The 17,735-nt window shown below is 61.0% G+C and carries 20 protein-coding genes; 5 read left to right on the top strand and 15 right to left on the bottom strand.

Features of this window, described 5'->3' with window-relative positions:
- Positions 1-26: 26 nt before the first annotated feature.
- The 3 genes from VUN82_02825 to VUN82_02815 form a co-directional block, all read right to left on the bottom strand.
- Entirely contained in the window at positions 27-1,442 is a 1,416-nt protein-coding gene (locus VUN82_02825; protein ID XAS72814.1) for an NAD(P)H-quinone dehydrogenase, read from the bottom strand.
- Between the two features lie 106 nt (positions 1,443-1,548).
- The gene (locus tag VUN82_02820) at positions 1,549-2,055 is read right to left on the bottom strand and encodes a universal stress protein (GenBank protein ID XAS72813.1); all 507 of its coding nucleotides are present in this window, start codon (positions 2,053-2,055) and stop codon (positions 1,549-1,551) included.
- A gap of 10 nt (positions 2,056-2,065) precedes the next feature.
- On the bottom strand, positions 2,066-3,442 hold the full coding sequence (locus tag VUN82_02815; GenBank protein ID XAS72812.1) for an MFS transporter: 1,377 nt from the start codon (positions 3,440-3,442) through the stop codon (positions 2,066-2,068).
- A gap of 332 nt (positions 3,443-3,774) precedes the next feature.
- Here VUN82_02815 and VUN82_02810 point away from each other — a divergent pair, with 332 nt between their 5' ends.
- The 3 genes from VUN82_02810 to VUN82_02800 all read left to right on the top strand — a co-directional run bounded on the left by VUN82_02810 (position 3,775) and on the right by VUN82_02800 (position 5,992).
- On the top strand, positions 3,775-4,803 hold the full coding sequence (locus VUN82_02810; GenBank protein XAS74585.1) for a LacI family DNA-binding transcriptional regulator: 1,029 nt from the start codon (positions 3,775-3,777) through the stop codon (positions 4,801-4,803).
- A 218-nt stretch (positions 4,804-5,021) separates the two neighbouring features.
- On the top strand, positions 5,022-5,615 hold the full coding sequence (locus tag VUN82_02805) for a hypothetical protein (protein ID XAS72811.1): 594 nt from the start codon (positions 5,022-5,024) through the stop codon (positions 5,613-5,615).
- Entirely contained in the window at positions 5,615-5,992 is a 378-nt protein-coding gene (locus tag VUN82_02800; GenBank protein XAS72810.1) for a hypothetical protein, read from the top strand. Before VUN82_02805 ends, VUN82_02800 begins: the two co-directional genes overlap by 1 nt.
- 70 nt (positions 5,993-6,062) lie before the next feature.
- Here VUN82_02800 and VUN82_02795 read toward each other — a convergent pair whose 3' ends face one another.
- Together VUN82_02795 and VUN82_02790 are read right to left on the bottom strand one after the other, a co-directional pair.
- Positions 6,063-6,992, bottom strand: coding sequence for an NADP-dependent oxidoreductase (locus tag VUN82_02795; protein ID XAS72809.1), 930 nt, complete (start codon positions 6,990-6,992; stop codon positions 6,063-6,065).
- Positions 6,993-7,020: 28 nt separating this feature from the next.
- A complete protein-coding gene (locus VUN82_02790) occupies positions 7,021-7,596 on the bottom strand; it encodes a TetR/AcrR family transcriptional regulator (protein XAS72808.1) in 576 nt (191 codons plus the stop codon).
- Between the two features lie 97 nt (positions 7,597-7,693).
- Between VUN82_02790 and VUN82_02785 the strand changes: the two genes are divergently transcribed.
- Positions 7,694-8,935 carry an MFS transporter gene (locus tag VUN82_02785; GenBank protein ID XAS72807.1) on the top strand — a complete coding sequence of 414 codons (1,242 nt, stop codon included), beginning with the start codon at positions 7,694-7,696 and terminating at the stop codon, positions 8,933-8,935.
- A gap of 103 nt (positions 8,936-9,038) precedes the next feature.
- On the opposite strand, the gene VUN82_02780 is transcribed toward VUN82_02785, so the two are convergent.
- The 7 genes from VUN82_02780 to VUN82_02750 form a co-directional block, all read right to left on the bottom strand.
- Positions 9,039-10,328 carry an adenylosuccinate synthase gene (locus VUN82_02780; GenBank protein ID XAS72806.1) on the bottom strand — a complete coding sequence of 430 codons (1,290 nt, stop codon included), beginning with the start codon at positions 10,326-10,328 and terminating at the stop codon, positions 9,039-9,041.
- A gap of 225 nt (positions 10,329-10,553) precedes the next feature.
- Positions 10,554-11,072 (bottom strand): hypothetical protein, encoded by a 519-nt coding sequence (locus VUN82_02775; protein ID XAS72805.1) that lies wholly within the window; start codon positions 11,070-11,072, stop codon positions 10,554-10,556.
- Positions 11,069-11,767 carry a hypothetical protein gene (locus tag VUN82_02770; protein XAS72804.1) on the bottom strand — a complete coding sequence of 233 codons (699 nt, stop codon included), beginning with the start codon at positions 11,765-11,767 and terminating at the stop codon, positions 11,069-11,071. Before VUN82_02770 ends, VUN82_02775 begins: the two co-directional genes overlap by 4 nt.
- A complete protein-coding gene (locus VUN82_02765; GenBank protein ID XAS72803.1) occupies positions 11,754-12,329 on the bottom strand; it encodes a signal peptidase I in 576 nt (191 codons plus the stop codon). The genes VUN82_02770 and VUN82_02765 overlap by 14 nt, the downstream gene beginning before the upstream one ends.
- The gene (locus VUN82_02760) at positions 12,326-12,985 is read right to left on the bottom strand and encodes a SipW-dependent-type signal peptide-containing protein (GenBank protein XAS72802.1); all 660 of its coding nucleotides are present in this window, start codon (positions 12,983-12,985) and stop codon (positions 12,326-12,328) included. Before VUN82_02760 ends, VUN82_02765 begins: the two co-directional genes overlap by 4 nt.
- A gap of 3 nt (positions 12,986-12,988) precedes the next feature.
- Positions 12,989-13,603, bottom strand: a complete 615-nt coding sequence (locus VUN82_02755) for a SipW-dependent-type signal peptide-containing protein (protein ID XAS72801.1) — start codon at positions 13,601-13,603, stop codon at positions 12,989-12,991.
- Between the two features lie 189 nt (positions 13,604-13,792).
- Positions 13,793-14,131, bottom strand: coding sequence for a hypothetical protein (locus tag VUN82_02750; GenBank protein ID XAS72800.1), 339 nt, complete (start codon positions 14,129-14,131; stop codon positions 13,793-13,795).
- A gap of 224 nt (positions 14,132-14,355) precedes the next feature.
- Between VUN82_02750 and VUN82_02745 the strand changes: the two genes are divergently transcribed.
- Positions 14,356-14,988, top strand: a complete 633-nt coding sequence (locus VUN82_02745) for a uracil-DNA glycosylase (GenBank protein ID XAS72799.1) — start codon at positions 14,356-14,358, stop codon at positions 14,986-14,988.
- A gap of 95 nt (positions 14,989-15,083) precedes the next feature.
- Here VUN82_02745 and VUN82_02740 read toward each other — a convergent pair whose 3' ends face one another.
- The 3 genes from VUN82_02740 to VUN82_02730 form a co-directional block, all read right to left on the bottom strand.
- The gene (locus VUN82_02740) at positions 15,084-15,506 is read right to left on the bottom strand and encodes a DUF3151 domain-containing protein (protein ID XAS72798.1); all 423 of its coding nucleotides are present in this window, start codon (positions 15,504-15,506) and stop codon (positions 15,084-15,086) included.
- A complete protein-coding gene (gene fbaA / locus VUN82_02735; protein ID XAS72797.1) occupies positions 15,506-16,525 on the bottom strand; it encodes a class II fructose-bisphosphate aldolase in 1,020 nt (339 codons plus the stop codon). The genes VUN82_02740 and fbaA overlap by 1 nt, the downstream gene beginning before the upstream one ends.
- A 178-nt stretch (positions 16,526-16,703) precedes the next feature.
- On the bottom strand, positions 16,704-17,657 hold the full coding sequence (locus tag VUN82_02730) for a hypothetical protein (protein ID XAS72796.1): 954 nt from the start codon (positions 17,655-17,657) through the stop codon (positions 16,704-16,706).
- Between the last annotated feature and the right edge of the window lie 78 nt (positions 17,658-17,735).

Below are 17,735 nucleotides of genomic sequence, written 5' to 3'. Positions count from 1 at the left end.
AATTCGCAACTGCCAATACGATCTTGTTACATGTGCACATGTAATCGCCGCGCGGCCTCGGCGATTGATCCTGTAAGGGATGGGTATACCGTAAAAGTGCTCGCCAGGTCATCCACGTGCAGTTTCCGTGCAACCGCAACTGCGATCGGGAAGATCAACTCAGAGGCGTTCGGTCCCACGACGACTCCCCCGATCACGGTGCCTGATCCCTTGCGGGCGATAATCTTGATGAAACCGTCCTTGTGGTTGCGCATTTTCGCACGGGCGTTGCTGCTCAGCGGGAGCTTGACGACGTCACCCTGGTATTTGTCAGCTTCCACTTCTTCCTCTGTCACACCGACTGTGGCGATCTCGGGAGATGTGAAGATGTTAGAGGCCACGTGGTGGAGTTTGAGCGGGGTTACTCCGTCTCCCAGGATGTGAGCTATCGCGATGCGCCCCTGCATTGCGGCCACTGACGCCAAGGCGAAAACTCCAGTGCAGTCACCGGCCGCGTAGATATTCGGGGCAGTGGTCCGGGAAACGCCGTCCACCTTGATATGACCGCTTTCTGTCAGGTCCACTCCGGCCATTTCCAACCCGATGCCACTGGTGTTTGGTATGGATCCGACGCATACCAGACAGTGGCTCCCTGTTACTTTGGTGCCATCGTCCAACACCACGGCCACCCCATCCCCGATACGCTCCACGGCCTCAGCTCGGGACCTTGCGAGTACCTTGACTCCACGGCGCTCAAAGACGCCTTCCAGAACTTCTGCAGCGTCACTGTCCGACCTTGGCAGGACACGCTGCCCGCTGGAAATAAGGGTCACGTTGGATCCCAGCCCGTTGTAGGCGGAGGCAAACTCGGCGCCGGTCACACCAGAGCCGACCACGATGAGTTCTTCCGGCAGTTCCTCAAGGTTGTACAGCTGGGACCAGTTGAGGATGCGCTCACCGTCTGGACGGGCGGTGGACAATTCTCGAGGATGGGCGCCGACTGCAAGGAGGATGGCATCGGCTTCAACAGTTTCGATGCCGTCCGTTCCGCATACTTCGATGGTGTGGTTGTCCAAAAGCTTGCCGGAACCCATGAGAACACGGACACCCATGCTTTCAAGGCCCTTTCGGATGTCAGCCGACTGCTGGCGGGCCAGTGAAAGCACTCGGTGGTTGATGTGCTTGAGGTCCGCACGCAGCGTGGGAGTGCACGCACTACCTTCGACGTCGAATTTAACCCCCAGCTCTTCAGCCTCTCCGACGCGCGTTATCAGGTCTGCTGTTGCAATCAGCGTCTTGGAGGGAACCACGTCTGTGAGTACGGCCGCCCCACCCAGGCCGGCGCGTTCGATGACGGTGACTATTGCGCCGAGGGAGGCAGCCACCATAGCAGCTTCATAACCACCTGGTCCTCCACCGAGAATTGCAATACGGGGTGAACTCATGACAGGTTGCGTAGTCATAAAAACTTCAATTCTCGTGGACGCAGCGTGAATCATAACGGATTCACCTGGTTAGTGACTGCGGAATTAGGATTCGAAAATTACTAAGCACGGTAATTCATATTTTTCATGTCACCGTCGAGTCCTCAGGCACTTCAAGATCGCCATCGTCATCCATTGGGCGAACCACCAGGACATCGCACGTTGCCCTTTTCACAACCTCGGTGGCCACCGTACCGAGCAGACGATCTGCCAGCGAGCGATCATGGATGGCCCCGAGGACGATGAGGTCAGCAGACCGATCCTGAGCAGTAGTCATGAGTGCGGTGGCCGGTTCGCCATCTACCAGGAGGGTGGCGGAGACCGTTGCGCCCTCTTCCCTGGCCGTGGCCATGGCACTCTCCACGGCAAGGGCGGCCGACTCGCGGCCGAGGACCTGCCCGCTGCGTGGATCGCCACCAAGAGTGTGCACGTTGATTGCCTCGGCCCGACGGGGAACACGGGCGTATGCACAGACGATGACCAGATCGGCGTCGTCCCGCACTGCAAGCCAGGCGGCTCGTGCGACAACGGGGCCGGCGAGCCCGGATCCATCCGTCCCGACGACGATGGTGCGGTAGTCCTTCATAGCCATGGTTATCTCCTCAGTGTCCGGCCGACGGCGCGTAGTTGACTTCATCGACGTCGCGAATAGTGGGGGGTTCCTTGATCCAAAGCATGGCGAGCGCAGCCAGGCCGAGGAGCACGCCGGCGAACACGATGGCGTTGTTTGGGTTTGCTCCCAAGAGGTGTTCATATATCCAGCCGAAGGTCACGGACTGGATGAGCATGGGTACTACGATCATCATGTTGATGATGCCCATGTAGACGCCGTAACGGGTTGAGGGAATCATCCGGACGGCCATAATGTAGGGCACTCCCATGATGGAGGCCCAGGCGATGCCAAGGCCGATGATCGGGATGAAAAGCAGGTACTTGTTATCGATGAATGGGAAGATCGTCAGCCCGACCGCGGCCAGCAAAAGGCAGACGCAGTGAACCATCTTGGCGCCCCGGCGCCGCGCGAAGGCGACCAGGGCGAAAGCAACACTGAACGTGATGATGTTGTACCAGCCGTTAACGAGGCCGGTCCAAGCGACCGCGTCCTCCTTGCCCTCCAGATTCTCAGGGAACGCTGACTTGGCTATGGACAGGGCCACGAACTGCCAGTAGCAGACCATTCCGTACCACTGGAACAGGTACACGACGGCGAGTTTGCGCAGCTGGAATGGCATTTCGCGGATCGCCTCGCCGATCTCCTTCACTGCGGGGACGAAGCCGCCCTTCTTGGCGCGCAGTGCTGTGAGCTCTTCCTTGGATGGCGCTATCTCCGGCGTGGTCAGCACCGAGACGAGTACAGTGCCGATCGAACAAACGGCACCGAGCATAAACGAGCCAACTACCCAGTACGGAATGCCGGCCTCGGTGGCCCCTTGGATGAATTGCTGGAAGACGAACAGGGAAATGTTGGCCAAGGTGATGCCAAGGCCGGTGAAGAATGCCTGGGCGAGGAAGCCCTTACCCAGCTGCGAGGGAGGGAGCTTGTCGGCTATGAAGGCTCGATAGGGTTCCATCGCCGTGTTGTTGCTTGCGTCCAGAATCCAGAGCAGCAGCACCGCCAGCCAGACCGCGGTGACAAAGGGGAACAGGAATAGACAGAGGCTGCAGCCGATGGCCCCGAGCAGGAAGAACGGCTTGCGGCGGCCCCACCGCGGACTCCAGGTACGGTCGGACAGGGCTCCGATGAGGGGCTGGATAAGGAGGCCGGTGATCGGCCCGGCGAGGTTGAGGATGGGCAGGTCGGCGGGGTTGGCACCGAGGAACTCGTAAACCGGGTTTATGGCGGTCTGCTGCATCCCGAAGCTGTACTGGATTCCGAAGAATCCGACGTTCATCAGCAGGATCTGCCGCATGTTCATCAGCGGCTTCCGCCGGCCGACTGCCATTTGTTGCACGCTGGACTGCTCGTTGGTCGAACTCATACGCGATTCCTTCTCACTCTCAAGGGCCCGGAGACCATTCGCCGGACCCAAACGGCAACGTTGCCTAGGGCGTCGACGCGCTTCGTCGACGCGCGTCAACCCAAACAGTAAGGACAATCCAAAAGGGTGTCAACAGTCACACGCAGTGTGACGCCCTTGGGACGGGACGCGGCGCGCCCCTGGTAGTTTCCTGTCGGCTCCCCCAGGCGCTTTCCCTGCACAGCATCCAGATCGTCCAGCGATATGCTGTTTTGGGCAAGATGACATGGTCGGAGGCAGGACTCCGGCAGCGTTTGCCCACTGCGGATCCGGAGGAGACACACTTGGCCACAATGGCGGACGTTGCCCGTCTTGCTGGTGTATCCAGGAGCACGGTCTCCTACGTTTTGAGCGGCACACGCCCTATATCTGATGAGACACGCCAACAGGTGCTGCAGGCAATGAAGGACCTTCATTACACACCCAACGCTTTGGCGCAGGGTCTGGCCGGCAAACGCACCGGAATCATCGCCTTGAGCTTTCCCATCGGTGAGGTTGGTTTTAACCTCACCGATTTTGAGTACATCCAAGCGGCTTCCGAGCAGGCCCGCAGCGAGGGCTACCACCTCCTGCTGTGGCCTTACAGTGCGAATGATGTGGATGAACTGCACAAGGTGGTCAACCAGGGAATCGTCGAGGGCGTGGTGCTGATGGAGGTCAGAACTGTCGACGAGCGGGTGTCGTTCCTGCTGGATTCCCATCTTCCCTTCACCACAATCGGACGCACGGGCGGCCTACAGCCGCAGGCTTTCGTTGACGCGGACTTCGACGCTGCCGGAAACATGGCGCTCGACTATGTTCTGGGACTTGGACACACAGAATTAGCCTTCTTGACGAGGTCCCAGGAAGAACTGGATGCCGGTCAGGGACCGATGGTGCGAATGCGGGATGCAGTGCTGGAGGCAGCCGAGGCAAGGGGCGTCCGAATGCCTGTATTCACAGTGTCTCCAACATTTAATGACGGTTGGAATGCTTTTGAGGAGATCCGGAAAAAGGCGCCGCGGATGACCGCCCTCCTGACGTTCAATGAGCCTGCGGTTCCCGGTTTCATAGCCGCAGCGGCTGAACATGGACTCCGCATTCCACGGGATTTGTCATTGGTAGGCCTGAACAGCAGCGATGATGGCGCGCGGACGAGCCATCCCAATTTGACGAGTTTTTCTCCAAACCATAGTGAGTTGGCCAAGCAAGCGGTCAGCTATCTGATTCGGCTGCTTCGTGGCAACGAGCCGGCCACGCTTCAGAAGCTCCTCAGGCCCGAACTAACTGAACGCGGCAGCGCCGGCAAAGTGCCTGTCCCACCCGGCCGACCATCTCTGTAACGGGCTTAGTTGACAACGTCAGAGCATTTGGCGCACAGCTCTTGACTTGCGGTCTCTCGATTCTGGTCATACTTTTAGCCGAGCCGAGGGGGTTGGTGTTTCGGTAGGAGGCTTCAGTGACTGGCCCGACTAATGGGCCAGCGTTAGATTTGGGGGATTTGATGGTTCACGTGTCACATTGGTCCAGGAGTTTACGACTCCTGACGACGCTCATTGCCGTGATTGCTGTTGTTTTCGCTTCGGTGACTCCGGCCAACGCTGCGGGGAATCGCACTATCGTGGGCAGTAGCGAAGGCGCGATTTTATTGGAACCGACGAATGCGCAGAAGGCCGAGGCGATGAAGCGGCTGGAGCAAGCCCGCCTTACAGACCCTTCAGGCTTCGCGAAGCGGCTGGAATTAATTCGGGGTTCGAAGGAGCTCACGCGGTACTTGTCGTCGGACAGCCGTTTCGACGGCGGCTTGCAGCAACAATTCCTCGCGGCGTCCGTGCCCACCGACGTCTTGGAGGCACTGGTGTCGCTGACTGATTCCGGGTACCTGAACCTTGAAGTGGTGGATGGTCAGAATAATGCCAAGGTCGCCAAGCTCAGTAAAGCTGAGCCGAGGATGATCGGTGGCGGCAAGGGTTCAATGGCCATGAAGCCGATGTTTCCGCAGTGCCCGTCTGCATGGGCTGCCCTATGGGCTTGGTGGGGTACAAACGCGGCCTTCTGTGGTGCGATGGGCTTCTTCGGCCCCATGGCCGCCTTGGGCTGCTCGGCTGCCATGGCCATCGCCGGATCCGTGATTGATTTCAACAGGGGGTGCTGATGAGCACGAAAACTGATTCAACGGTACGTAATTACTGGCTGGCGCTGTCAGGCTTGTTCGGGATAACCATCAGCGTCGTGGCGATGACTGACCCGCCATGGTCGTTGATCATGGTGGCGGCCTTTATCCTCTTTGCGGTGCTCCAGGCTATTCGTTATCGGCAACTTGGCCGCGACATTCAGGGGAAACTGGCTACGGCCAATCCAGGAGCGGGCATTGTCGCGGCTGTCTTCGGTGGCGCGGCGGTTCTGATCCACGGCACGCCAATTGCCTTCTGGGCAGGCCCCCTTCTGGGTCTTCTGACCTTCGCAGCCATGTATGTGTTCCTTCAACGGTACGGACGCTTCCATAAGGACGGGCCCGAAGCAACCGCTTAGCCCGAGTGGTTTGACAGCCGCAGGGCCGCACAGTCCGGGCACAGATTCTGGACTGTGCGGCCCAGACTGATCAAGCCCCGCTGTCCACCGTGAGCACAACCTTTCCGCGCGTGTGCCCTTCCATGTTGAGCCGGAAGGCATCCGCTGCTTTAGCCAAGGGAAGTGCCTCCGCCACCTCTACCCGGATCTTGTGTTCGTCCACCAGGTCAGCGAGCTGCTGCAGTTCGGCACCAACGGGGTTCACCCACATCCAGGTTCCGCCGTGCGACTCCACCTCACTGTCCGCAATGGACGCATGCCGACCTCCGTCGGACAGGACCTTCAGCGTCGCCTCAAGGTTTCCGCCTGCAAAGTCCGCCACAACGTCCACCCCAGTAGGACTCAGCGCACGCACGCGATCGGACAGCCCCTCACCATATGCCACCGCTTCGGCCCCGAGGGACTTGAGGAATTGGTGGTTCCTTTCCGACGCGGTCGCGATGACCCGTGCGCCGAGCGCCACGGCGATCTGAACGCCGAGGGATCCGACACCGCCAGAACCGCCATGGATCAAAACCGTCTCGCCCGCCTTGAGCCCTAGACGATTGAGCACCTGGAAAGCCGTGAGACCGGCCAAAGGAAGCCCGGCCGACTGGTTCCAATCCAGGGAGGTCGGCTTCCTGGCAAGAAGCCGCTCCGGGAGCGCAATGTATTCAGCAAAACTTCCGCCGTGAACATAGTCCTTGCGGCCATAGGAGATAACTTCGTCGCCGGGCTTGAAATGCGGGGCGTCGATTCCCACAGACTCCACCACTCCCGCCACATCCCACCCCGGAATGGCCGGGAACTGCAGATCCATGAAGGAGTCCAGGTAACCGGCCATAATCTTCCAGTCGACAGGATTTACCGAAGCCGCCTTCACCTTCACCAGGACCATGCCCGGGCCAACTTTCGGCATTGGCTGCTCGGTCAGCTCAAGGACGTCCGGGTTTCCATACTCGCTATAGGTAATTGCCTTCATGCTTACGACAACTGCCCTCCCCGCGAGGCTATTCCGACGCGCGAGGTGAGTCGTGCAGAACTTTCGCGGCCAGCTCTTTAGCCCAGCCCACAGCTTCTGGTTGCGCATCGAGATTTGAATTCGATACAGCTCCGTCGTAGAGCAGCCGAAGCCGGGCGGCCACGCCTGCCGGTTCGACAAAGCCTGCTTCTTCACAGAGGTAAAGCATCGCATTTGAAAGCCAGCCCCGGAAGGCCCGGAGCGCCTCGGCCTCCACACTTCCGGGAAGTGCCTCTGCGCTGGCATTGGCGAAGGGACATCCCCTCCATCCGGGAGAAGAGACCGTTTCCTGCAGGGCATCAAAGATGGCCAAGAGCTTGTCGACAGGATCCTCCAAACCCTGCTGGAACCTCGCAATGCGTTCGCGCCGTTGATGGTCGCGACCCTCCAGGTAGGCGGCAACGAGATCTTCCTTGCCCGAAAAGTTGTAGAAGAGCGAGCCCTTGGCTACGCCTGCCTCTTCGATTAGGCGGTCAATGCCAACAGTGTGGACACCTTCGGCATAAAACAACTTGTCTGCAGCATCGAGGAGCCGCTGACGAGCCGGAAGTTTGGTGGAGGCCATGCATCAAGCATATCAGACAGATCTGTCTAAAATTTCTTGACTTTATTGAACCGACCTGTCTAACTGGGATTAGACCGTTCTGTCTAAGGAGCTTCACTTGTCCAGTACCTTGTCACCATCCCGACCACCCCGCACGTTCCCGGCCAAAGCGGCTTTTCCCGGGTTAGCCGTGGTCTTCGCCGCATTCTTTTTCGCGGCAGGGGCACCCACGCCTTTGCTCTCGCTCCGGCAGCAGGAGTGGGGCTTTTCGGCGGCCACCCTTAGCCTCGCCTTCGCCATCTACGCAATAGGCCTGTTGGCAGCGCTGCTGGTGGGAGGCTCACTTTCGGATCACCTGGGCAGGCGCCCAGTCATGCTGATTGCCCTGTACACCGAGCTGATTTCCATGATCGCGTTCATGGTTGCATCCACCATTACCTGGATGATCATCGCGCGGGCCCTGCAAGGAATCGCCACCGGCATTGCAACAAGCGCCTTCAACGCAGCCATCGCCGAGCAAGCACCGTCACACCTTAAGAAACTCGCTGGCGGCCTTGCGGGTGCGTCGGTGGCTGGGGGTCTTGGCATCGGAGCCCTCGTAACGGGCGCCGCAGTTCAGTTCACAGCGGACGCCAACCTGCTCATTTTCGCCATTCTCACGGGCGTCATGATCCTGGCCATCGTTTTTGTCAGCTTTACAGCAGAAACAACGCCAAAACGCCCCGGGGCAGCTCGATCCCTCACACCCCGGCTCAGTCTTCCAGCTGGCATCCGACGAGAATTCGCAGCGGGCATCCCGGTTCACATTGCGGGCTGGATGTTCCCTGCTTTCTTCCTTGGGCTCTTCCCACCACTGCTCCGGCTGCACTTTGCACTGGATGGGGGCCTCGTGGCAGGTTTCTCCGCATTTCTGGGTCCATTCTCCGCCGCCATTGCAGGGCTCTTGTTCGCCCGGCACCCTGCCCGGCATGGCTCCCTTGTTGGAGTGTCCCTCATCCTGGTGGGGATAGTGGCGGTCCTCCTGGGAGTCAGTGAAAAATGGCTTGCCGCCGTCTGGATCGGCGCCGTACTTGGCGGTCTCGGATTCGGCGGCTCCTTTGGAGGGCAACTTCGCCTGATCGCACCCCATATCCAGCCCCATCAACGCGCGGGAGTCTTCTCCGCCATCTATACGGCGGCGTATCTGGCGTTCAGCGTGCCGGTCATCATTGCTGGCCTACTCGCGCCCATCTGGGGACTTGTGCCCACACTGCAGGCCTACGGAGTGGTCATTATGGCTTCTGCCGCAGTGGGCATCGTCATCCAGGCAGCTAGGTTGAGATCGGATGCTGCGCAGAAGGCGGTCGCAGTCCTCCCGTGACCAAAACGGCGTGACCAAAACGGCGTGACCAAAACGGCGGGCCACCCGTAGGTTCCACATGGAACCGGGGGTGACCCGCCGTCGTCGTAAATTGCGGTAAAACTTAGTCGTTGATCAGGTCGTGTACCACGATCGTCTGGTCCCGGTCGGGGCCGACGCCGATGGCCGAGAAGCGCGTGCCGGAGAGTTTTTCCAGGGCCAGCACGTAGTTGCGGGCGTTCTCCGGGAGGTCCTCCAGGGTGCGAGCCGCAGTGATGTCCTCGGTCCAGCCGTCGAAGTACTCGAAGATCGGCACCGCGTGGTGGAACTCGGTCTGCGTCATGGGCATTTCGTCGTGACGGACGCCATCCACATCGTAGGCAACGCAGACCGGGATCTGCTCGATGCCCGTGAGGACGTCCAGCTTGGTCACGAAGTAGTCCGTGAAGCCGTTGACGCGGGAAGCGTGGCGGGCCAGGACGGCGTCGTACCAACCGCAACGGCGGGGACGGCCGGTGTTTACACCGAACTCGCCACCGGTCTTCTGCAGGTACATACCCATTTCGTCGAACAGTTCAGTGGGGAACGGACCGGCGCCAACACGTGTGGTGTAAGCCTTGATGATGCCGATGGAACGGGAAATACGCGTGGGGCCAATACCCGAGCCGACGGACGCGCCACCCGCCGTCGGGTTGGATGAGGTGACGAACGGGTACGTGCCGTGGTCAACGTCCAGGAACGTTGCCTGGCCGCCTTCCATGAGCACAACCTTGCCCTCGTCCAACGCGTTGTTCAGCTCCAGCGTGCTGTCGATAACCAGCGGCCGCAGTCGCTCAGCGAAGGAGAGGAAGTAGTCCACGATCTCGTCCACCACGATGTCGCGGCGGTTGTAGACCTTGACCAGGAGTTCGTTCTTCTGGCGCAGCGAACCCTCCACCTTCTGGCGGAGGATCGATTCATCGAAGACGTCCTGGACGCGGATGCCCAGGCGGGCCACCTTGTCCATGTAGGCGGGGCCAATGCCGCGTCCGGTGGTGCCGATGGCGCGGCTGCCGAGGAAGCGCTCCGTGACCTTATCCAGGACCTGGTGGTACGGGGCGACAAGGTGCGCATTGGCCGAAACGCGCAGGCGGGACGTGTCCGCGCCACGGGCCTCAAGGCCGTCGATTTCCTGGAAGAGTGCCTCGAGGTTCACCACGCAGCCGTTGCCAATAATGGGAATTGCGTTGGGGCTCAGAATGCCCGCGGGAAGGAGCTTCAGCTCATACTTCTCACCGCCAACCACCACGGTGTGCCCGGCGTTGTTGCCGCCATTGGGCTTAACCACGTAGTCAACACGGCCACCGAGCAGATCGGTAGCTTTGCCTTTGCCTTCGTCGCCCCACTGGGCTCCGACGATCACGATAGCGGGCATGGGATCCTCCCCCATTCTTTCGGGCGAGACCAGGCCGGATGGCCAGGACTCGACGCCGTACATGAGAATGCCCCGACTTACCGGTGCAGCCTGCCGCGGACGGCAGCGTACGCAAGAGTTCGGGGCTCTTACCAGCCAAGTTTAGCCGATGGGGCCTCAAACTCTGGTGTCAAGGAGCCTTCCAAGGACGTTTTGTCGAAGTTTTGGAGTACCCGGGATGACGATTCAGAGATTGGTGCAGGACCCTCCGAGGCCGGCAACCGAGCCCGCGTTGGCCTTGACCGACACAGGCATGGACTTCCACCCGGCCGCGGTGATGTAGATATCCACTTGGAACTGCGTGTTGAACCCCAAAACGCCACCAAGAAGCGTAGCCGGAATCTCTGTGGTGTAGCCAGCGGATGATGACCCGGTGGTATTCGCAGTTCCTGGATATCCCTGGAGTGTGGTCACCACAGATCCTGCCGTGAGCAGGTGAACATCAATCACGGCGTCCGTCAGCCTTGGGTACGTGACGGGCGGCTTCCAAAAGACCCGGATGTTAGCGTCTGTGCCGAGAAACCCAGCGTTGTACTGGCAGGCGCCATTGAGGGTTGCAGGCGGAATCGTGATCGTCCCGAAGCTACCCGCGCCGAATTCGCTCCGCTGCCAGGAAGCCTCGGTCACCTCTGGCGGGCTTGAGGCGGAGATGAGCAGGGCGAATGCCATCGCTACGCAGCCCAACCAGCCGATCCGCTTCTTCATGCCTGCGCACCCCGCCAACGGGCAAGAGCGAACCCTGCGGCGACCGCCAGCACGCCCAGCATCGCGACGCCACCAAGCCTGGCGCCGGTATCCGCCAAGCCAATCGACGACGGCGGCCCGCCCGGACGTGCGGTGACGGCACCGGGGCTGGGATCTCCAGCCGCGTCGCCCGAACCATGGACACCGATCACAATTTGTGTGCGACTCCCCTGGAACTCTGCGGGAACGTCCTCCGCGAGCGCCGCGCTCACAAGGACGTACGATCCGTTGGACCAGGTGCTGCCGTCCTTCATGAGGTCGATCTTCAAGCCCTCGGCAACGTTTAGATCCGAGGGCTCAAGCAACGTCCGTTCACCGCTCGCGCACAAGGTGCCATCCCATGGCTGCTCACAGGACCTTAATTGCACGCTGAGGAAGTCCCGGAGTCCCCTGGATTCACTATCCGGACCTGCAGTTTCGGTCGGCTGGATCCACACTTCCAACAAACCGGCGCCCTCGCCCCGTGCGTGCACGTCCACCGCCCAATCCGCCCTCCCGCCAGGGGTGAGACGATGAACCTCCCCGGCCGGACCGGCGTCGAGCTCCAACCAACCGGCAGGTCCTTCTTCCGCGCGGGCCGGAACGGCACCCAACAAGGCACCCAACAAAAAGAGAGCGAGCAGCCCGGCCAAGGCCCCCAACCTAGGCAGCAGCATGTTGCCCTCTTTTGCGACGCTGGCGGCGCCCGGATCCGTTTCCGGGCCCGTTTCGGGATCCGTTTCGGGGCCAGAGCACCCAGCTCACCAACGCCGCTACGCACACAGTAGTTGCCCCCAACACCACCGGGTTTGCGGCAGCGGCCAAGGGATACGCAAGACCGGGGACGGACCAGAGCACAATCCGGACCCGCTCCACAACGTAGGGCGCCGGATCAGCCTCGGCGTTGGCGTCTCCTTTCATCGTGATGGTCCGGGCAGTCCCCTCCGCGGGTCCAATGCTCTGGATCCTGTGCGTGATGGGCAGCTTTCCTGGTCGGTCCACGGTGACGACATCGCCTACCTTCATGTCCGCCGCCGGAATCTCGCGAACCACGGCCAGCGAACCTGCCGGGATGGTGGGCGACATGGAGCCGGTTTTGAACAGGATCAAGGTGATGTTGAATGCGACCGCAAGAATGACGGCGATGAGGCAGACAGCGCCGCCCGCGGCAGCAATGTTCAGCAGCGTCTCCCGCAGGCGGCGCTGAAACTGGCCACTCCGTATCCTGGGCGTGCTCATGAGCTTGAGGTGGCAGTGAACTGCCAGGTCGCGGTTGCCGTCTGGCCCTGCAGCGCATTGTTTGCCCCTGCCGGAAGCGACACTTCAAAGCAGAATTCCGTTGCTGCCCCCGGCAGGGTCGCCGTGGCCGCCGCCAGCGGATTTACGACGCCGACGGCCTGGCCCACGGTCAAGGGCTTAACGCCATCGCTTCCCACAACAAAATTCGGGCTCCCCGCGAACGACGACATCTGGCATGTAGCCGATCGGACTACCCGATACCGCAGGGCAGCACCAAGATCTGAGACCCCGGTTCCGCTGCTGGTCACCACGGGAATCCCGAGCACCACCTCGCCGGCAACGGATGTTGCCTTGGTCCTGATGGCAAACGGCGCATATAACACGGTGCCCGGGCTCATGGCGCTAGCATCGAACACCAACGTGGCGCCGGGTGAAACGTCGTTGGTGCTCCAGGCACCCGAGGCGTCATAGGGCTTGGTGACATTGGATTCAGTCTGGAAAAAACTGGTTCCGAATGACCCCCTGGCGAAGTCGCTGTCAGTCCAGGAAGCGAGGGTGACGGAGCCGCCGAGCCCCAGTGCCAATGCCCCTGCGAGGAGCGCACGGAACCGAAGGAAAACTACACCGCGCTTGGTTTTTGCTCGTCGATGACCCATGGATCACTGCGACTGTGCGGCGAATTCCCACGTGGTGGACCCGGTTTGGGCTTGGACAACTGCCCCGGCGGTCACCGCGAAGCAAAGGTTTACGGGGGCTCCGGGGTCAGTGCCGGCTCCTTGAGTCAAGGGAAAGGTGATGCTTGTCGGCGTCGTCCCCAGCGTTTGCCCGGCCGCCACCAACGTGTCCGTGACAGCTTCCGTGCAACCAAAAGCATCAGTCTGTGTGAGCTCGTACGTCAGGCCTGCCACGGACCCCGTGGATCCTTGCGTGGAGATGGTCACCGTGGCGTCGTAGCTTGACGCCGCGTCCAACCTGACAGCGAACGGAGCGGCTACGACGTCGCCCGGCGAAAGGTTTGTGGGGTTGGTAGTGAACGCCAACGTGGCCGGTGAGTCCACCGGATTATCAGTAAACGTGGTTCCGTTGATGCTTCCCTGGAGATTGAAGGAGCCTGCTGTGAAGGTGCCTTTGGCAAACTCGGAGCTGTTCCATGCGGCCAAGGTGATCGCCGCACCCACTCCGAGGACCAGGCCACCTGCCAGGATTGCGCGGACTTTTGGAGCTTTGCCGGGACGCTGCCCTGATTCTGGTGACGCTTCTGTTGATGCAACCACGTTTACCCCCGAGGTAGATGATGCGAACGATGCTGTCTAAGACCGATGCCTGGATTCGGGGGTTCCAGAACAGGTTCCCCAAAACCAATAGCCCAATTCATCATCTGCGCAAATCAAAGTCAACGGCTTTGACCTGCACAAATGGGTTAATGTTCAGGCTCGACGCCGGCGCGAAGCACGGAAGGTGCTTTACTTGCCTGCGGCGGATTGCAGCGCCGCTTCGGCGAAGGTAGGCCACTGTGACTGTGAGGACAACGGGAGCTCCACCCAGTCTTTGAACGGGCGGTTCATTCCCGAGGGATCGAACAGTTCAGCGCCAGGGAGGGCCAGGGCTCGCGCATGTTCCGGTGTGTCCTTACCCAATTTGAAGGCAACCTTGTCCCCGTTCAGGCAGGCCAGAGCCTTCTTGTTCAGCAACAGTGAGCTGGCACCGAACATCTTGCCCATCACCACACCCACCGAGGCCAGATCGGCCCCCAAGTCTTCGAAAGCGGAAATAGCGGCAGCGGATGATTCTCGTCTCTCCATATCGCAAATCATGCCGGAATTCGCGCCCCACCGTGGAGACGTCCGCCACGATGCCGGGCAACACGCCGCGTCTCATTTGGGGGCGCGCCGAAACAGGGTGCTGCAGCGCCCATAGTCCGGTAAGGTTAGTTAGCCCCCAACAGCACCCTTTGAGGTTCGGCAGCGGCATGCCCGCGGCCCCTTGGAAAGGTGCGCGCAGTAACACCTAGGAGACCAAACCCCTGATGCAAGAACTGGCGACTGAATCACCCGAAGAAATCCTCTGGAACCGCCGCTACGAACCGCACATCGCCGAGGTCAACGAGCTGTGCGACTCCATCAAGGAGCAGAAGCCGGGCAGCGAGGTCCTCTACATCGACCCCGCCCACAGCATGGATGACTGCCGCATCGTCAGCCTTTTCTCCAATCAGCGCACCAACTCCGGCGAAGGTTTCATCAACCCGGGTGACGAAGAAGCAGCCACCCGCATGCTCGGCATGCAGTGGCAGCTGGGTCTCCGCCCGGAGCTCATGATGCCGTGGAACGCGTACCCGTGGATCGAGCCCAACGAGGAACCGGGCAAGCTGACGCCGGCCAACATCACCGAAGGCCTGAAGCCGCTCCTGCGCTTGCTCGCGATCCTGCCGCGCACCTCCGCCCTTGTGGCACACGGCAATGAAGCACACCGCCTTGCTGACCAATTGATGAAGGCCGCTCCTGCCAGCATCGCCCGCCGCGGTTTCAAGACCTTCAAGGTCCGTTCCCTGGGTGGCCGCTCCTTCGCAGGCACACCCGCGCGCCAGCAGGAATACCTGGACGCCATCCACGGCGCCTATGCCGAGGCAATGGCGCGCACGGGCATCCCGCGCAAGGCTTAGTCTCCCCCTTCGTTGCAGTCCGCAACGAGCAAACGACGGCGGCCCCCACCTTTTGGTGAGGGCCGCCGTCGTCGTTTGCTTTAGCAGCGCAGGCTTTAGCTGGCCTCGATCGCTGCCTTGGCCTTCGGGTCTGAGTCGTTCAGGAACTTCTCGATCCGCTCGGGCTCTTCGGGTTCGCCGATGGCAGCGGCGGCACGACCCAGTGCGTAGAGCGCGCGCAGGAAGCCCTGGTTGGGCTCGTGCTCCCACGGGATCGGTCCCACACCGCGCCATCCGTTGCGGCGCAGTGAGTCCAGTCCCCGGTGGTAGCCCACGCGGGCGTAGGCGTAGGAGTCGATGGTCCGGCCCTCGGCCCAGGCTTCCTCGGCGAGGATTGCCCAGAGAAGAGACGACGTGGGGTTCTTCTCCACGAGGTCCAGCGCTTCCTTGCCGAGAGCCAGGTGCTGGTAGACCTCGGTTTCGGCGGGCAGGAGCGTGGGCTCCGGCCCCATCAGGTTCTTCCGGAATTCGTCGGACATTAGAAAGTCTTGCCGACCGATCCGAGCTGCTGGGCTGCCTCGACGATGCGCGCGGCCATGCCGGCTTCGGCGGAAGCGCCCCAGACGCGGGGGTCGTAAGTCTTCTTGTTGCCCATTTCGCCGTCGACCTTCAGCACGCCGTCGTAGTTGGAGAACATGTGCCCGGCAACCGGGCGGGTGAACGCGTACTGGGTGTCGGTGTCGATGTTCATCTTGATGACACCGTAGGAAACGGCGTCAGCGATTTCCTGCTCGGAGGAGCCCGAACCGCCGTGGAACACGAGATCGAACGGGTTATCCTTGCCGATCTTGGCGCCAACCTCGGACTGGATCTGCTTGAGCAGTTCCGGGCGGAGCTTGACGTTGCCCGGCTTGTACACGCCGTGCACGTTGCCGAAGGTCAGGGCGGTGAGGTAACGGCCGTTTTCGCCGGCACCCAGGGCCTCGATGGTAGCGAGAGCGTCGTCGGTGGTGGTGTAGAGCTTCTCGTTGATTTCGTTCTCAACGCCGTCTTCCTCGCCACCAACGGTGCCGATTTCGACTTCGAGGATGATCTTCGCAGCAGCTGCCCGCTCAAGCAGCTCGCGGCCGATGCGCAGGTTCTCGGAGAGGGTCTCGTGCGAACCGTCCCACATGTGCGAGTTGAAGATCGGGTCCTTGCCGGCCTTGACGGCTTCCTCGGAAGCAGAGAGCAGCGGAAGGACGAAGTCCGCCAGCTTGTCCTGCGGGCAGTGGTCCGTGTGCAGGGCGATGTTGACGTTGTAGTTCTTGGCAACTTCGCGGGCGAACGCGGCGAAACCGAGCGAACCGGCAACCATGTCCTTGACCGAAGCGCCGGACCAGTAGGCTGCGCCACCGGTGGAAACCTGGATGATGCCGTCGGATTCGGCCTCGGCGAAACCGCGGATCGCAGCGTTCAGAGTCTGCGACGACGTCACGTTGACCGCGGGGAAAGCGAATCCGCCAACCTTTGCGCGGTCGATCATCTCGGAGTAAATCTCTGGGGTTGCAATGGGCATGGTGACTCCTATGCTGAATTCGTCTGTGGGTTGGTAACCCTGGAGTAGACCGCTTACGGCTAGCTCCCATCCTAGCGATATCCGCCGGGACGCCGTGTTTCGGGTCACTGGAGCTCTTAACACTTCCGCCGGGTTGGCATTTAACACCCATGTTGCTGCACAACATCGGTTTCAAATGTCACCTCGGCGTCCACCCCCGGCTTTGGAGCGCACGACGGACTTTATGTACGACGCCGGGCCGCTCGCCTTGGAGGTCGTGCTTGGAAATCCGGACTTCCAGCCAGCCCAGGGCAAGGGACTTCTCTTGCCGCTCGATGTCCCGCAGGTGCTGTTGACCGTCGCCATGGTGCCGGCCGTCGTACTGCAGGGAAACCTTCCAGTCCTCGTATCCTGCGTCGGGCCATAGGGCAGGGCGTCCCAAAGAATCTGGGACGACGAGGTTGAGCGCGGGTTCTGGCAGGTTGGCGTTGACCAGGGCCAGTCGCATATACGTTTCCGGAGCGGAATCGGCACCAACACGAATCAGGTCCAGGGCAGCCCGGGCAGTACTCACACCACGCATTCCAGGGTGGCGATCGGTAATCTCCCTCAACTCGTCAATGGTGCATAGGGCTTCTTTCGGAACTGGAAACCGAGGATCGTGGGAACACACAAGGGCGTCGCCTGCTGCAACGAGGTCTTCCATGGTCATCATCGACGCCAAGTCCAACCACGTTCGTGCGGGCGAGGTGACCCTAACGCCGTCGTACTCAATCGTCTCCTCCGGAAGGAAAGTAAGGAGGTGTCCGGACACGTTGACTCTCCGGGGAAAGCTGAACCCCCGCCGCCGCGCCAAGTGAATGCGCCAATCTCCGCTACGGCTGGACGGCAACGGCACACCCCAAATCCGTGCGGCCGAGAGCGAGACGAGGATGGAGGAATCATCCAAATCCGTGTAAGCGCGCAATGCCGAAGCGCCGGAAGCATCAGACGCGACCGGCACCCTAATTCCACGGGAGACTGTGACCAAGTCCTTTGCGGCTGCCCGCTTTCTGGGCACTCCGGCTTTGTCCGATGCGCGCAAGGAAAACGAACCCGTGGTCAGATACTCCGGAAGACTTGTCCTGCGCATTCCCCATTCTGACCTGTTCACCGGACCGCCTTGGGAGTTATCCACAGGGCCTCCCGTTGGAGCATGCGCGAGTTGGCATTTAAACCCGATGTTGCAGAC

The sequence above is a fragment of the Micrococcaceae bacterium Sec5.1 genome (genome assembly GCA_039636795.1).
Taxonomy (GTDB): Bacteria; Actinomycetota; Actinomycetes; order Actinomycetales; family Micrococcaceae; genus Arthrobacter.
The sequence above is the reverse complement of the archived record's forward strand: the minus strand, read 5'-3'. Positions and strand labels throughout refer to the sequence as shown.

Coding starts and splice junctions, on each gene's coding strand:
- VUN82_02800 (XAS72810.1), top strand. CDS start 5,615: ATGAGCACGAAAACTGATTCAACGGTACGTAATTACTGGCTGGCGCTG.
- VUN82_02795 (XAS72809.1), bottom strand. CDS start 6,992: ATGAAGGCAATTACCTATAGCGAGTATGGAAACCCGGACGTCCTTGAG.
- VUN82_02820 (XAS72813.1), bottom strand. CDS start 2,055: ATGGCTATGAAGGACTACCGCACCATCGTCGTCGGGACGGATGGATCC.
- VUN82_02760 (XAS72802.1), bottom strand. CDS start 12,985: ATGGGTCATCGACGAGCAAAAACCAAGCGCGGTGTAGTTTTCCTTCGG.
- VUN82_02825 (XAS72814.1), bottom strand. CDS start 1,442: ATGACTACGCAACCTGTCATGAGTTCACCCCGTATTGCAATTCTCGGT.
- fbaA (XAS72797.1), bottom strand. CDS start 16,525: ATGCCCATTGCAACCCCAGAGATTTACTCCGAGATGATCGACCGCGCA.
- VUN82_02810 (XAS74585.1), top strand. CDS start 3,775: ATGGCGGACGTTGCCCGTCTTGCTGGTGTATCCAGGAGCACGGTCTCC.
- VUN82_02780 (XAS72806.1), bottom strand. CDS start 10,328: ATGCCCGCTATCGTGATCGTCGGAGCCCAGTGGGGCGACGAAGGCAAA.
- VUN82_02740 (XAS72798.1), bottom strand. CDS start 15,506: ATGTCCGACGAATTCCGGAAGAACCTGATGGGGCCGGAGCCCACGCTC.
- VUN82_02765 (XAS72803.1), bottom strand. CDS start 12,329: ATGAGCACGCCCAGGATACGGAGTGGCCAGTTTCAGCGCCGCCTGCGG.
- VUN82_02815 (XAS72812.1), bottom strand. CDS start 3,442: ATGAGTTCGACCAACGAGCAGTCCAGCGTGCAACAAATGGCAGTCGGC.
- VUN82_02750 (XAS72800.1), bottom strand. CDS start 14,131: ATGGAGAGACGAGAATCATCCGCTGCCGCTATTTCCGCTTTCGAAGAC.
- VUN82_02745 (XAS72799.1), top strand. CDS start 14,356: ATGCAAGAACTGGCGACTGAATCACCCGAAGAAATCCTCTGGAACCGC.
- VUN82_02790 (XAS72808.1), bottom strand. CDS start 7,596: ATGGCCTCCACCAAACTTCCGGCTCGTCAGCGGCTCCTCGATGCTGCA.
- VUN82_02770 (XAS72804.1), bottom strand. CDS start 11,767: ATGCTGCTGCCTAGGTTGGGGGCCTTGGCCGGGCTGCTCGCTCTCTTT.
- VUN82_02775 (XAS72805.1), bottom strand. CDS start 11,072: ATGAAGAAGCGGATCGGCTGGTTGGGCTGCGTAGCGATGGCATTCGCC.